Origin of the sequence: Mycobacterium sp. E2327, assembly GCF_001672675.1 — a bacterium.
Classification (GTDB): Bacteria; Actinomycetota; Actinomycetes; order Mycobacteriales; family Mycobacteriaceae; genus Mycobacterium.
The window spans coordinates 16,623-30,696 of the sequence record NZ_LZKE01000185.1 but is presented as its reverse complement, the minus strand read 5'-3'; the positions used below and the strand labels follow the sequence as shown (position 1 = coordinate 30,696).

Annotated in this window: 15 protein-coding genes; 5 read left to right on the top strand and 10 right to left on the bottom strand. The window is 69.3% G+C overall.

The features are described from left to right. The 4 genes from A5712_RS21820 to grcC1 form a co-directional block, all read right to left on the bottom strand. A partial coding sequence (locus tag A5712_RS21820) for a PE family protein (RefSeq protein ID WP_082973585.1) occupies positions 1–1,146 on the bottom strand: 1,146 nt, incomplete at its 3' end. A 110-nt stretch (positions 1,147–1,256) separates the two neighbouring features. Next, complete coding sequence (locus A5712_RS21815) at positions 1,257–1,613, bottom strand: type II toxin-antitoxin system HicB family antitoxin (protein ID WP_068109610.1); 357 nt, start codon at positions 1,611–1,613, stop codon at positions 1,257–1,259. Between the two features lie 127 nt (positions 1,614–1,740). Further along, positions 1,741–2,595, bottom strand: coding sequence for a zinc metalloprotease HtpX (gene htpX, locus A5712_RS21810; RefSeq protein ID WP_068109606.1), 855 nt, complete (start codon positions 2,593–2,595; stop codon positions 1,741–1,743). A gap of 72 nt (positions 2,596–2,667) precedes the next feature. After that, a complete protein-coding gene (gene grcC1 / locus A5712_RS21805) occupies positions 2,668–3,675 on the bottom strand; it encodes a nonaprenyl/(2E,6E)-farnesyl/geranylgeranyl diphosphat synthase (protein WP_068109604.1) in 1,008 nt (335 codons plus the stop codon). 15 nt (positions 3,676–3,690) lie between these two features. Here grcC1 and menJ point away from each other — a divergent pair, with 15 nt between their 5' ends. The 3 genes from menJ (at position 3,691) to A5712_RS21790 (ending at position 6,098) form a co-directional block, all read left to right on the top strand. After that, the gene (gene menJ, locus A5712_RS21800) at positions 3,691–4,917 is read left to right on the top strand and encodes a menaquinone reductase (RefSeq protein ID WP_156766708.1); all 1,227 of its coding nucleotides are present in this window, start codon (positions 3,691–3,693) and stop codon (positions 4,915–4,917) included. 141 nt (positions 4,918–5,058) lie between these two features. Further along, on the top strand, positions 5,059–5,736 hold the full coding sequence (locus A5712_RS21795) for a class I SAM-dependent methyltransferase (RefSeq protein ID WP_068109602.1): 678 nt from the start codon (positions 5,059–5,061) through the stop codon (positions 5,734–5,736). A gap of 26 nt (positions 5,737–5,762) precedes the next feature. Further along, entirely contained in the window at positions 5,763–6,098 is a 336-nt protein-coding gene (locus A5712_RS21790; RefSeq protein WP_068109599.1) for a DUF732 domain-containing protein, read from the top strand. Here the strand turns inward: A5712_RS21790 and A5712_RS21785 are convergent. From A5712_RS21785 to A5712_RS21775, 3 genes are read right to left on the bottom strand one after another with little or no spacing between them, the layout of a single operon-like run. After that, a complete protein-coding gene (locus A5712_RS21785; protein WP_068109595.1) occupies positions 6,095–6,790 on the bottom strand; it encodes a demethylmenaquinone methyltransferase in 696 nt (231 codons plus the stop codon). The genes A5712_RS21790 and A5712_RS21785 overlap by 4 nt on opposite strands. 18 nt (positions 6,791–6,808) lie before the next feature. Next, positions 6,809–8,125 carry a DUF1214 domain-containing protein gene (locus tag A5712_RS21780; protein WP_068109592.1) on the bottom strand — a complete coding sequence of 439 codons (1,317 nt, stop codon included), beginning with the start codon at positions 8,123–8,125 and terminating at the stop codon, positions 6,809–6,811. Then, the gene (locus A5712_RS21775) at positions 8,115–9,266 is read right to left on the bottom strand and encodes a sulfotransferase (RefSeq protein ID WP_068109590.1); all 1,152 of its coding nucleotides are present in this window, start codon (positions 9,264–9,266) and stop codon (positions 8,115–8,117) included. The genes A5712_RS21780 and A5712_RS21775 overlap by 11 nt, the downstream gene beginning before the upstream one ends. A 76-nt stretch (positions 9,267–9,342) precedes the next feature. On the opposite strand from A5712_RS21775, the gene A5712_RS21770 reads away from it, so the two are divergent. Beyond that, positions 9,343–9,819 carry a MarR family winged helix-turn-helix transcriptional regulator gene (locus A5712_RS21770; RefSeq protein ID WP_231982194.1) on the top strand — a complete coding sequence of 159 codons (477 nt, stop codon included), beginning with the start codon at positions 9,343–9,345 and terminating at the stop codon, positions 9,817–9,819. A 45-nt stretch (positions 9,820–9,864) separates the two neighbouring features. Further along, on the top strand, positions 9,865–10,689 hold the full coding sequence (locus A5712_RS21765; protein WP_068109587.1) for an SDR family oxidoreductase: 825 nt from the start codon (positions 9,865–9,867) through the stop codon (positions 10,687–10,689). Between the two features lies 1 nt (position 10,690). Here A5712_RS21765 and A5712_RS21760 read toward each other — a convergent pair whose 3' ends face one another. From A5712_RS21760 to menD, 3 genes are read right to left on the bottom strand one after another with little or no spacing between them, the layout of a single operon-like run. Beyond that, positions 10,691–11,845, bottom strand: a complete 1,155-nt coding sequence (locus A5712_RS21760; RefSeq protein WP_068109584.1) for a glycosyltransferase family 1 protein — start codon at positions 11,843–11,845, stop codon at positions 10,691–10,693. Between the two features lie 29 nt (positions 11,846–11,874). After that, a complete protein-coding gene (locus tag A5712_RS21755; RefSeq protein WP_068109580.1) occupies positions 11,875–12,417 on the bottom strand; it encodes a DUF3592 domain-containing protein in 543 nt (180 codons plus the stop codon). Continuing rightward, a complete protein-coding gene (menD, locus tag A5712_RS21750; protein ID WP_068109578.1) occupies positions 12,414–14,048 on the bottom strand; it encodes a 2-succinyl-5-enolpyruvyl-6-hydroxy-3-cyclohexene-1-carboxylic-acid synthase in 1,635 nt (544 codons plus the stop codon). Before menD ends, A5712_RS21755 begins: the two co-directional genes overlap by 4 nt. Positions 14,049–14,074: the final 26 nt, after the last annotated feature.

The window sequence follows — 14,074 nt, the reverse complement described above, 5'->3', positions numbered from 1 at the left end:
GTTGACCGGATGGCGGGTGATTCGGGTCAAGGTCGACGCGAAGCCGGTCGGCGGCGACTGGCCGGCCCCGCCGCCTCCGCCCAACAGGCCGCCACTGCCGCCGGTGCCCCCGTTACCGCCGCCGGTTTCGCCGGCGGAGACCAGCAAGCCCGCACCGCCCGCACCGCCCGCGCCGCCGCGCGCGAACAGCCCGCCGCTTCCGCCGGTGCCTCCCGCTCCGGCCGTTCCGCCTCCGTTTAGATCGCCGGAGATCGCGCCGCCGGTACCCCCGGCCCCGCCGGCGCCAAACAACCCTCCTGCTCCGCCGGTGCCACCGTTCCCGCCGAGGCCACGTCCCAAGCCGCCGTCGCCTCCTGCTCCGCCGTGGGCAAACAGTCCGCCCGCCCCGCCCGGCCCACCGTTACCTGCTTGAGACGTAGGCCCATCCGTGGCCCCGCCGGCCCCGCCGGCCCCGCCTGGGGCGAACAGCCCGCCGGCGCCCCCGGCTCCTCCGTTGCCGCCGCTGAGCGGCGCGCCGAGGCCGCCCATTCCCCCGGCGCCGCCGACGCCACCGAGCAATCCGCCCGGCCCGCCGTTGCCGCCGTGGCCGGCGGGGGTGATCGCGGATGAGGGCGCACCCACCCCTCCGGCGCCGCCTGCGCCACCGAACAATCCGCCGGCGCCCCCGTTGCCGCCGTTGTGGCCGTTCGAGCCGGCTCCGCCCGCCCCGCCATTGCCGATCAACCACCCGCCATTGCCACCGTTCGCCCCCGAGCCCGGTGCGCCGTTGGCGCCGTTGCCGATCAGCGGCCGCCCTGTGAGCAGCTGGCTGGGGGTGTTGATGACGGCGAGGATGTCTTGCTCGAGGATCTGCAGCGGGCTGGTGTTGGCTGCCTCGGCGAGGGCGTATTGAGCGCCGCCGGCGTTCAGCAGCTGAGTGAACTGCTGATGGAACGACGCCGCCTGGGCGCCGAGCGCCTGATAGGCCTGTCCGTATTCGGCAAACAGCGACGACACGGCCGCCGAGACCTCGTCAGCTCCGGCGGCGAGGATGCCCGTCGTCGGTGCGGCGGCGGCCGCATGCGCGGCGTTCAGCGTGTCGCCAAGGGTTTCCAAATCCCCGGCCGCCGAGGAAAACATCTCCGGAATCGCCACTAGCAAAGACATCGTTACCTCCGACCTTCGGGACCAGGCGAGCGCCTGAGTCAGAGGCTAGGAACGATCGGGTCCGAGCGAATCAGGGAAATCCCTATAGTTTTCGGCGGCCCATGGGTCGGCTAATCGAACCCGGAGAGCCCAAAAGTGTCGCTGGGCGTCCGGCCACTGAGCTTCTGAACGATCCACTGGTTCATCGAGACCCTCTCCTCGCTGGCTTCCAGGGCGAGGCGGGCGTGCAGTTGCGGCGATGTCCTGACGACGAAGGTGCCGCTGTAGTTGCGCTCGCAAAGCGGCGTGGGCGGCGTTTCTCCGCATGTCCGCATGGCGTCCACGTGCTCGCGGGTGGCCTGCTCGATGGCGGCGACGGCCTGTTCGGCGGTCGGCGCTTCGCGCCTCAGGTAAGGCAATTCGATGCACACGCCGACGTACTGGTCGTAATCGGGCGACCATTGCACGCGGTAGGCATAGCGGTTCACGCCGGATTTGATAGCAGATGCGCTATCGGATTCGCGAGTCACCTATCCCCAGGGAGAGCGCGGCTCCCGAGACCCTGTGGCTGTCACCAGATTTGATAGCGCATGCGCTATCAAAAACCCGAGCCACCTACCCCCGCGCCATCGCCTCCAGCCGGCGGATGCGGTCCTCGATCGGCGGGTGCGTCGAGAACATCGAACCGATCCGCTCGCCCGCGCGGAACGGGTTGGCGATCATCAGGTGCGCGTGGCTGGCCAGCTGTGGTTCGGGCGGCAACGGTGCCACCTGAACCCCGCCCGAGATCTTGCGCAACGCCGATGCCAGCGCCAGCGGGTCACCCGTCAGCACGGCGCCCGACTCGTCGGCCTGGTACTCGCGCGACCGGGACACGGCCAGCCGGACCACGGTCGCGGCGATCGGGCCCAACAGCGAAACCAGCAGCAGCGCAAAGGGATTGCCGCCCTCCCGGTTTCCGCCGCCGAAGAACATCGCCATGTAGGACAGGGCGGTGATCACCGACGCCATCGCCCCGGCAATGCAGGAGATCAGGATGTCGCGGTTGTAGACGTGCGACAGCTCATGGCCCAGCACGGCGCGCAGCTCGCGCTCGTTGAGGATTCCTAGGATTCCGGTGGTGCAGCACACGGCCGCATTGCGCGGGTTTCGTCCGGTCGCGAACGCGTTGGGCGCGTTGGTGTCGCTGATGTACAGCCGCGGCATCGGCTGGTGCGCGGCCGTGGCCAGCTCGCGCACGATCCGGTACATCACCGGCGCCTGCAGCTCGGAAACCGGCTGGGCGTGCATGGCCCGCAGTGCCAGCTTGTCGCTGTTGAAGTACGTGTAGGCGTTCATGCCGATGGCGAACAGCACCGCCAGCCACATCGCCGTCCGGCCGAACAGCGAGCCGACAAACACGATCAACGCGGACATGCCGACCAACAGGGCGAAGGTCTTCAGCCAGTTGGCATGCGGATGCCAGGTCATCGGTGTCCTCCTTGGAGCATTGCCTATCGCCCATTGAACGCCCAAAGAGGCGGTCGAGGTTCCGCTGACCCGCTAACCGTGCCGGCTCACCGTGTAATCGACCAGCGTCCGAAGGGCACGCCGCCCCGGGAGATCGGGCAATAGGTCCAGCTCCTGGCGCGCCTGCGCCGCGTACTGCACCAGAAAATCCTTCGCCTTGGCCATCCCGGGTGACGCCCGCAACAGCGCCAGGGCCTCGGCCACCGCCGCGTCGTCCTCGACGGGCCCGGACAACAGCTCGCGCAGCCGCGGCGCCTCGGGTCCCGCCTCCCGCAGCGCATAGAGCATCGGCAGGGTGTGCACCCCTTCGCGGATATCGGTCCCGGGCAGCTTGCCCGACTCGTCGGAGTCGCTGTCGATGTCGATGATGTCGTCGGAGATCTGGAACGCGGTGCCGACGATGCCGCCCAGGCGGCTCAGCCGCTCGACCTGGTCGGCGTCGGCGCCGGAGAACATCGCGCCGAACTGTCCGGCCGCGGCTATCAGGCACGCCGTCTTCTCGTACACCACCTTCAGGTAGTGCTCGACCGGATCCGCCCCCTCCGCCGCCCCGCGACCCTCACGCATCTGGCCGGTGACCAGCTGGGCGAACGTCTCGGCGATGAGCCGAACCGCCTCCGGGCCTAGCCGGGACACCAGCCGTGACGCGGTCGCGAACAGGTAGTCGCCGGCCAGGATCGCGACGTTGTTACTCCAGCGCACGTTGGCGGTGGGCGTGCCCCGCCGGACCTCCGCCTCGTCCATCACGTCGTCGTGGTAGAGCGTCGCCAGGTGCACCAGCTCGATGACCGCGCCGGCGATCGTCACCTCCGGGGCGTCCGGCTTGGGTCCGAGCTGCGCCGACAACACGGTGAACAACGGCCGGAACCTCTTGCCGCCGGCCTTGAACAGGTAGGTCAACGAGTCGGTCATCACCGCGTCCGCACTGCGCAGCTCGGTGTCCATGAGCTGCTCGATCCGCCCGACACCGTCCCGCACGGTCGCGGCGAAAGCGGCATCTCCGAAGTCGATGCCCGCCACCACCGTCGCCGGAGTACTCACGCGACCAACATACTGGTGAGCGTGAACGTCGGAGCCGACCTGGTGGTCGTGGGCGCCGGACCTGCCGGTTCGGCCGCGGCCGCCTGGGCCGCCCGCGCCGGCACCGACGTGCTGGTCATCGATTCCGCCAGCTTCCCCCGCGACAAGGCCTGCGGCGACGGCCTGACCCCGCGCGCCGTCGCCGAGCTCGAACGCCTGGGGCTGGGCGACTGGCTCGACACCCGCATCCGGCACCGGGGCTTGCGGATGAGCGGATTCGGCGGCGAGGTGGAGGTCGACTGGCCGGGCCCGTCGTTCCCGTCGACCGGCAGCGCGGTGGCCCGCCTCGAGCTCGACGACCGGATCCGAAAGTGCGCCGAGGATTCCGGGGCGCGGATGCTGTTGGGGGCCAAAGCCGTTGCCGTGCATCATGACTCGTCGAGGCGGGTGGTATCGCTGAAGCTGGCAGACGGCACCGAGGTGGGGTGCCGACGGTTGATCGTCGCCGACGGCGCCCGCTCGCCGCTGGGCCGCAAGCTGGGCCGCCGCTGGCACCAGGAGACGGTCTATGGCGTCGCCGCCCGCGGGTACCTGACCACCCCGCGCGCCGACGACCCGTGGCTGACGTCGCACCTGGAGCTGCGCTCCCCCGATGGCGCCGTGCTGCCCGGCTACGGCTGGATCTTCCCCCTGGGCAACGGCGAGGTGAACATCGGCGTCGGGGCGTTGTCGACCTCGAAGCGGCCGGCCGACCTGGCGCTGCGCCCGCTGATCTCGTACTACACCGACCTGCGCCGTGACGAATGGGGCTTTTCCGGTGAGCCGCGGGCGGTGTCGTCGGCGCTGCTGCCGATGGGCGGCGCGGTCTCCGGCGTGGCCGGGCCGAACTGGATGCTGATCGGCGACGCCGCGGCCTGCGTCAACCCGCTGAACGGCGAGGGCATCGACTACGGCCTGGAGACGGGGCGGCTGGCCGCCGAGCTGCTGGACTGTGCCGACCTGTCGCGGGTGTGGCCTTCGCTGCTGCAGGACCACTACGCCCGTGGCTTTTCGGTGGCCCGCCGGCTGGCGCTGCTGCTGACCTTCCAGCGGTTCCTGCCCACCACCGGGCCGATCGCGATGCGCTCGACGCGGCTGATGACCATCGCCGTGCGGGTGATGGCCAACCTGGTCACCGACGACGACGCCGACTGGGTCGCGCGGGCCTGGCGCGGCGGCGGGCGGCTGTCGCGGCTGATGGATCGCCGAACGCCGTTCAGCTGAGCCCCGTTCGCGAGCTGGGGGTACCTCCCGCTTGCGGAGGAACGCAAAAGCCCCCATTTCGCAGCCGAATTGGGGGCTTTTGTGTCTGTTCGCGGTATCAATACCGTTGACATGTATCAACCTGATTGATATATGTGGAGCATGACTCAACCAACCGATTTCGAATTCGAAAGCGCCTACCGCGGCGAATCATCGTTCGGTGCGGGCGTGCGTCCGCCGTGGAGCATCGGCGCCCCGCAACCCGAGCTGGCCGCCCTGATCGAGCAGGGCAGGTTCCACGGCGATGTGTTGGACGTGGGCTGCGGGGAGGCCGCGATCTCGCTGGCGCTGGCCGAGCGGGGATACACCACGGTGGGGCTCGACCTCTCGCCGACCGCGATCGACCTGGCGCGACGCGAGGCCGAGAAGCGGGGCCTGACCAACGTCACCTTCCAGGTGGCCGACATCAGTGACTTCACCGGTTTTGACGGCCGGTTCGGCACGATCGTCGACTCGACGCTGTTCCACTCGATTCCGGTCGAGGCACGCGAGGGGTACCAGCAGTCGATCCGGCGGGCCGCCGCACCGGGCGCCTCCTACTTCGCCCTGGTCTTCGACAAGGCCGCGATCCCCGAGGGCCCCATCAACGCCGTCACCGCCGACGAGCTGCGCGACGTGGTGTCCAGGTACTGGGTCGTCGACGAGATCAGGCCGGCGCGCATCTACGCCAACCTGCCCGAGGGCGCCGTCGTGGACCTGCCGTTCGTCGACGTGCGCGACGAGCCCGACGGCCGCAAGTCGGTGGGCGCCTGGCTGCTCTCCGCGCACCTGGGCTCCTAGAACAAACCGGGTGTATAGTCCGGCTAATGAAGGCTTCGAAGCTGGCTTCTCTCATCGCCATGGCGGGCGCCGCCGTCGCACTGGCGGCGCCCGCGCAGGCCGATGACTACGACTACGTGTTCAAGAGCACGGTCAACAAGTTCGGCGTGTACGGTCCGCAGGACCAGCTCGCCTGGTTGGCGAAGATCAGCTGTGAACGGATCGGGCGGGGCGTGGACGGCGACCCGTACAAGTCCGCCACCTTCGTCCAGCGCAACCTGCCCCTGGGCACCACCCAGGGCCAGGCGTTCCAGTTCCTGGGCGCCGCGATCGACCACTACTGCCCCGACCAGGTCGGCTTCATCCAGCGGGCCGGCAGCTAGACGCGATCAGGCTTATACCCGGCGTGCAACGCCACGATGCCGCCGGTCAGGTTGCGCCAGCGCACCGCCGACCACCCGGCCGCTGAAATCCGGTGCGCCAGCGTCGGCTGGTCGGGCCAGGCCCTGATCGACTCCGCGAGGTACACGTAGGCGTCGGGGTTGGACGACACCGCCCGCGCCACCCTCGGCAGCGCCCGCATCAGGTACTCCTTGTAGACGGTGGCGAACAGCGCGTTGGTGGGCGTGGAGAATTCGCACACCACCAGCCGGCCGCCGGGCCGGGTGACGCGGAACATCTCACGCAGCGCCGCCTGCTGGTCGGCCACGTTGCGCAACCCGAAGCTGATGGTGACCGCGTCGAACACCGCGTCGGCGAACGGCAGCTTCGTTGCGTCACCGGCGACCTTCGGCACCTGGCGACCCGCGCCCGCCGCGAGCATCCCGACCGAGAAATCCGCGGCCACGCACCACGCCCCGGATTTCCTCAGCTCGACCGTCGACACCGCGGTGCCCGCCGCCAAGTCCAGCACCCGCTGGCCCGGGCCGAGCCGCAGCGCCGAGCGGGTGGCCCGGCGCCAGTACCGGTCCTGCCCCAGCGACAGCACGGTGTTGGTCACGTCGTAGCGGCGGGCGACCCCGTCGAACATCGATGCGACGTCCCGGGGGTTCTTGTCCAACGCCGCGCGGCTCACCGCCCCGAGGCTACCGGTTCAATATTGTCGGTACCTTCGCTGGACGTGTTCCTGGCGGACCCGGATCTGCTCTCGGCGCTCCTCGGGAGTGACGGCGCGGGTGGTCGCCGGAACGTGTTGACGCACCTCGGCCAGCGGCACCTTGGTGACCGTCGCCTTCGGCAATTGGGGTGGGGGCGTGGAGTACGTCCACCGCAGGGCCAGAAACCCGCCGCGGTGCCCGGCGGTGTCGAGCCAGTTCGGCACGCCGGCGTCGCGGTGGGCGACCACGTAGCGGAAGGTCCCGTCCGGGTCCGGCTCGGCCTGAAACCCGTTCAGGCTGCTGATGTGGTTGGCGTAATCGAGTGACTCGCCCCAGAGGTTCGACAGGTGAAAGCCCATGTAGGCCGGCGCCACCGGGACGGCGACCTCGATGAGCAAGGCCTCGTCGGGCTCGAGGTCGAACACGCCGCCGGAGTAGACGTTGGTGCTCTGGCCGCCGCCCATGGCGAGGTTGGCGAGCGCCGGTTCGTTGAGGGCGTTGCGCGGCATGAGGGTGAACCCGTCACCGTTCTTGTCGCCGTGCGCCTCCAACACGACGTCGTAAAACTCGTTCCAGAACCTCATCTGGTTTTCCACGATCGAGCCGACGCGACGCAGCTGATGAGCCGCAGCGGCCGGGTCGAGCGGCGCCGGGCTTTCGCCCTCCTTGCCCACCTGGACGATGTGCAGCTCCGGCGACTCCTCGCGTTCCCAGTCGTGAAAGAGCATGCGCGCGATCAAGAATCGCGCCGTTTGGGTGCCGTCGTCGGTGGCCGTGGCGATGAAGTTGCCGGTGTGGCCGGCCGGCCGCGAATGAGCCAGCAGGATCTCGAAGCGGCCGTCGTCGTCGACGACGAGGTCGGCGAGATCCAACGATCCGGTGACGGCGCGCCCGCCCGGGACGAGCTCGGCGAGGCTGCCGGTGTCCCCGGCGTACACGGTGTGGGCCTCAAAGATGATGTACTGCGGCGCCTTTCGGCCTTCCCCGACGGCGAGCCGCCCGCGCACCCGGTAGTCCTTGGCGCCGTCGATCGCGGCCGAGAGGTACAGGGCGTCGGCGTTGTCGATGGTGGCCTTGTCGAGCGGTTGGATGGCGCGCCGGAAATACGGGAACTCGGGATCCTCGAAGAACGCCCGCTCGATGGCGCTGAACACGAAGCCGAGCAGGTAGCGGTGCCCTTCCGCCAGGCCCTGTTCGGTCGGCGGTGGCGCGTGCAGCTCCTCGGAGTCGACGGCGTCGCGGGCCCGGTTGAGGGCGTCGATCATGTCCGCCCAGGCCGCGCGGAGTTCGACCCGGGTTGATTCAGTGGACATTCGCGTCCTCTCCTTCGGTGTCCCAATGGTATTCGTCGAACAGGGCGGCCAGGCGGGTGTGGATCTCGCGGGGGTCGAGGCCGAACTCCTCGAGGCTGTAGCGGTGGGCCGATTCGTGCCCGCCGCCCGCCGACCGGAATGCCTTGGCGGCCTCCGGTCCCAGGTCGAGCTCCAGCTCCCGGTAGATGCGGCGCATGGTGTCCTCGGGTTGCGCGATCAGCTCGCGATAGTCGACGACGACCGAGCGAACCTCGGGGTGCCTGGCCAGAACGTCAAGCGGGCGTTGGTAGGTGTCGAACGATTGATCGGCCAAGACGCGCAGCGACTTTGCGATCAAGCGTTCGTCGCGCCCGCGCAGGCCCCATTCGGTCTTCAGCATCTTGAGCAGGCTCGGGATCGTCTCGTCGGGATTACGCATGGGCACAATGAATCTCGCGTCGGGGAACGTCTCGATCAGGGATTCGACGCGCCCGCAGAAGGTGGGGTTTTTGCTCAGGTGCGTGCCGCCGCCGTTGAGCGCGAGCTGTCGGCGGACGCATTCGGAGTAGAAATGCATCACCCGGCGCCGCTTGCGTTCGGGCCATTGGTCGACGTGGTAGAAGTCGAGCTCACCCATGAACGGGAATATCACGATCCAGAAACCCGAACACAGCGACCAGGTGAGGAAGAAGTCGTCCTCTTCGGGGACGAAGAAGCCGGTCTTGTGCATGTCGTCGGTCGCCGCGAACCGTTGCTCCTCGATCTCGTCGAGGCGGTGGCGCAGACGGTTTCCGAACACCGCAGCATCGACCCGAAACAGCATGCGCAGCAACCGCTTCTCCAACAGCGACGGGAAGAACAGCTCGTACATCAGGGCGTAGCTGAACTGGGGGTCCGCGGCCATCAGCCGATGCAGGTAGGTCGTGCCGCTTCGGGCGTGCCCGATGCAAAACGTCGGCCCGGTCACCCGCGTGCGGCGCAGCGATGGGAAAAGGATCGGGTCGAGGGCGAAGCACACGGCGTGGATCGCTGCGACGAGCGGAACGCCGAGCAGGAATCCGAAGTATCGCGACCAGCGCTTCGATGCCGGTGGGTCGCGGCGCAACAGCCCGAGCATCGTCCGGTAGTTGGGCCAGTCGAAGTAGAAGCGCGTGCCCGGCATGAAACCTCCTCAGCGCGAGCTGATTTGGGCAGGCTATCGGCATGTATTTGACATTGTCAAGTATATCTTTGCTACCGTGGCGGCTGTGACGTACGCGCCCAAGTTGGATTCCGTGGATTCCATCAGCGCTGCGCTTTCGCGGGTCGTGCGGCTCAGCGTGAGTCGTTCGGCGTTCGCGCGGCAGGCGTCGGCGGCGGACACCGAGCTGTCCCAGCCGTCGTACATGCTGCTTCGCGTGTTGATCGACGAAGGACCCCTGCCGATCGGGCGCCTGGCGACCATGGCGCACATGGACGTCGGGATGGCCACTCGCCGAGTGCGGGCGCTGGCCGACGCGGGGCTCGTGACGCGGCGCGCCGATCCGGGAGACGGGCGCGTATCGGTGATCGCGACGACGCCGAACGGCGAACGCGCCGCGGGATCGCTGCACGCGGTGCGACGAGAGCACCTGGCCAGGGCGCTTTCGGGCTGGTCGGCGGCCGAGCTCCAGCAGTTCGATCGGCTGTTGACGAAGTTCCTCGAGGACACGACGAAGACACCGATCAAGCCATAGCGGCTCCGTGGGAATGGGACGCCGGTGAATGCGTTATAGGGCTGCGTGAGCGAAAAAGTTTGGTTTATCACCGGTACATCACGAGGCTTCGGACGAGACTGGGCGATCGCCGCGTTGGAGCGCGGCGACAAGGTTGCCGCGACGGCACGCAACATCGCGGCGCTGGACGACCTGGTCGCCAAGTACGGCGACGCGCTGCTGCCGATCCAGTTGGACGTCACGGATCGCGACGGGGACTTCGCGGCGGTCAAGCGCGCGCACGATCACTTCGGACGCCTGGACATCGTCGTGAACAACGCCGGCTACGGCCACTTCGGCTTCGTCGAGGAGCTGTCCGAGCAAGAGGCGCGCGACCAGATCGAGACCAACGTGTTCGGCGCGCTGTGGGTCACCCAGGCCGCGTTGCCGTACCTGCGCGAGCAGCGCAGCGGGCACATCATCCAGGTGTCCTCGATTGGCGGCATCGTCGCGTTCCCGTTGGTGGGCATCTACCACGCCTCGAAGTGGGCGTTGGAGGGCTTCTCGCAGGCGCTGGCCCAGGAGGTTGCGCCGTTCGGCATCCACGTCACGCTCGTCGAACCGGGCGGCTTCGATACCGACTGGGCGGGGGCGTCGGCCAAGCACTCCGAGCCCCTGCCGGCATACGACGAGGTTCGCGCCGCCGTCCAGGCCGAGCGCAGCAAGCGATGGGCCAGCCCCGGCGACCCGTCGGCCTCGGCGGCCGCGCTGCTGAAGGTGGTGGACGCCGACGAGCCGCCGCTGCGGGTGTTCTTCGGCGCCGGCCCGCTGCAAACGGCGAAGGCCGACTACGAGAGCCGGCTACGTAATTGGGAGCAGTGGCAGCCCGTCGCGGAGCTGGCGCAGGGGTAGCTCACTGCCCCTGCGCGTAGCGGTTTGCGAGCATCCGCCGCCGCGCGAAAGGCGACAGCACCGCCTCGTAGTGGCCGAGCAGTTCGTCGCAGATGACCGGCCAGCTGCGCCCGAGCACGCTGCGCCGGGCGGCCGGCGCGTAGCGGTGTCGTTCGGCGAGCAGGTGGTCGACCGCGGCGGGCAGGCGCGCCTCGAACTCGTTGACTTCCAACAGCAGACCGGTGCGGTACGGGGCGACGAGGTCGCGCGGCCCCCCGGCGTCGGGGGCGATCACCGGCAGCCCCGATGCCAGTGCCTCCTGCACGACTTGGCAGAACGTCTCGTGCTCACCGGGATGTACGAAGACGTCCATGCTGGCGTACGCGGCGGCGAGTTCCTCGCCGTACAGCGCGCCGGTGAAAACCGCTGTGGGCATGGCGGATTGCAGTTTCGCTTGGTCGACGCCGTCGCCGACGATGACGACCTGAACGGAATCGTTGGCGTTCAGCGCGACCAACCGCTCGACGTGCTTCTCCGGTGCGAGCCGGCCCACGAACCCGACGATCGGCTTGCCGGCCGGCGACCACCGCCGCCGCAGCGCCTCGTCGCGCCCCGACGGCGCGAACCGCAGCACGTCGACGCCGCGCGCCCACCGGTGCACCCGCGGGAACCTATGGGCGACAAGCGAATCCATCGTCACGCTGGACGGCGCCAAGGTGCGGTCGGCCAGGCTGTGCAGGTGACGAAACCAGGCCCACGCCGCGCGCGTCGTCATCGGAATGCCGTAGCTCGCCGCGAAACCCGGGACGTCCGTCTGGTACACCGCGACGGTCGGCACGCCCAGCCAGCGGGCCGCCTTCACCCCGCCGTACCCGAGCAGCGCCGGCGAAGCCAGGTGCACCACGTCGGGATCGAATCCCCGTAGCACGCTCACCATTCGGGGCATGGGGACCCCGAGCGGCAACGTGGTCACCTTGGGGAACATTCGCGACGGCACCCGATGCACCCGGATGCCGTCGTGAATGCGCTCCGCCCGCGGCTGACCCGGCGGGTTGTCGGGGGCGATGACGAGGGCTTCGTGACCGGTGCGACGCAGGTGCTCCAGGACACGCAGCACTGAATTACTGACGCCATTGACATTGGGGAGGAAGGACTCGGCGACGATTGCAACGCGCACGACACCACGGTCTCAGCGTCGCCTGTCGATTAGGTTGCCTGCGGGAATACGTCGTGCGAAATTTGCTGGTCGGATGCGGCGGCGCGGCGGTCCAGCCACCTGTCCAGCAGCGCAAGCCCAGTCAGCGCGGCCGCGGCGACCAGCCAGGCCACCACCGCGATGGATCCCGCCGGGATGATCGCCAGCCCGGCGTTGCGGTGCTGCACCCGAACCAGGTTCGGGTCGTTCTTGTTGTATTCGACATAGATCCGCATGCCCGTGGCCAATTCGGACGGATACAGCACGCCGAGCTCGGGCCGGTAGGTGACGCGGTCGGGTGTGACGAATTCGATGGTGGAGCGGCGTGGCCCAGCGCTGAGCACCTCCGCCTGCGCCACCCCCATGTGATGTCGGATCGCAAGGTCGTCACGCCACGCCCCGGCCACCAGGAGCAGCGACTGCAGCGTCACCAGTCCGGTGACGATCAGCACCGCGATCCGCAACCAGCGCAACGCAATCCTGGCCCGCGTCTTCGGGGGCGAGTCGCTGCGTCCATGAATGAGTATGTGCAGCAACGCTTTTAATCTGATCACAAGGCAGCCTTGATGGCCGCGTGCAGTTGCCGCAGCGACGAGCGGTCCGCCTTGACCTCCAGCACCCGCATACCCGCCGCCGGGTCATCGAGCGCCGCGGCGAGCTCGTCGACCTCGATCTGGCGGCTCTCGACGTGATAGGCGCGGCACAGCGCGCCGACGTCGACGTCGTGCGGGGTGCCGAAGATCCGCGAGGACACGTCGGAGAACCTCGGGTCACCCTGCTCGAGCAGTTCGAAGATGCCGCCGCCGTTGTCGTTGGACACCACGATCGTCAGCCGCTGCGGCGTCGGCTCGGTGGGCCCGATCAACAGCCCGGAGCTGTCGTGCACGAAGGTCAGGTCGCCGATCAGCGCCACGGTGCGTCCGTCATGCGCCAAAGCGGCCCCGATGGCGGTGGATACGGTGCCGTCGATGCCGGCGACCCCGCGGTTGGACCGCACCTTGATGCCCTGGGTGTTCAGGCCCACCAGTGCCGCGTCGCGGACCGGGTTGGACGCGCCGAGCACCAGCTGGTCACCGGGGCGCAGCGCGTCGGCGACGGCCGCGGCGACGTGCAGCCCGGTGGTCAGCGGGTGCGCCTCGAGCTGGTCGCGGACGGCCCGGCTGGCGTGCCGGTTCATCTCCGCGCAGCGGTGCAGCCACGCCGGGTGCGGCTCGCCGGTGGTGACCGCCCGCGTGCCGGTGGCCTGCGAGTTTCCCGAGACGTCGGGCCAGCGGGGCCCGGTGGTCAGCGCGTAGACCGGCACCTGCGGGTCGGCCAGCAGCGCGGACACCGGCCGGTGCAGCGTCGGGCGCCCCAGCATGATCACCTGCTTCGGGCGCAGCAGCGGCAGCGTCAGCGGGTGCAGCGGGTTGGGCACCGGGCGGCCGGAAAATGAGGTCGGCTCGGCGACGGTGGGCAGCTGCTCGAGGTTGGGGTGCGTGCCCGCACCGTGTCCCGCGATGACGACCGTGTCGGGCGACAGGTCGATCTCCAGCGGTTGGTCGAACGTGACGGGCGGGGTGTAGGTCCAGGGCCTGCCGCCGGGCCGGCCCTGCGGGACCACGGCGCCGTGGGGTTCGGGATCGGGCACCAACGGTTCGCGCAGCGGGATGTCGAACTGCACCGGGCCGGCGTTGGCGGTGCGAGATCCGGTGGCGGCGGCCAACACTCGGCAGGTGGCCGATCGCCAGGTGGCGTTGAGCGAATCCATCCGCTCGGGACCGTCCTCGGCCAGGCCCAGGCTGATGGTGGCGCGGACCTGGGTGCCGAAGTAGCCCAGCTGCTCCATGGTCTGGTTGGCGCCGGTGCCCAGCAGCTCGTAGGGCCGGTTGGCCGACAGCACGATCAGCGGCACCCGGGCGTAGTTGGCCTCGACCACCGCGGGACCCAGGTTGGCCACGGCGGTGCCCGACGTCATCGCGACGCACACCGGCGCGCCGGCGGCGATGGCCAGCCCGATGGCCAGGTAACCGGCGGTGCGCTCGTCGATGCGGACGTGCAGCCGCAGGCGGCCGGCGCGGTCGGCGTCCTGCAGCGCGAATGCCAGCGGCGCGTTGCGTGACCCGGGGCACAGCACCACGTCGCGGACGCCGCCGCGGATCAGCTCGTCAACGACGACGCGGGCCTGGGTCGTCGAGGGGTTCACTCCTACAGCGTGTCACAACCGGCCGG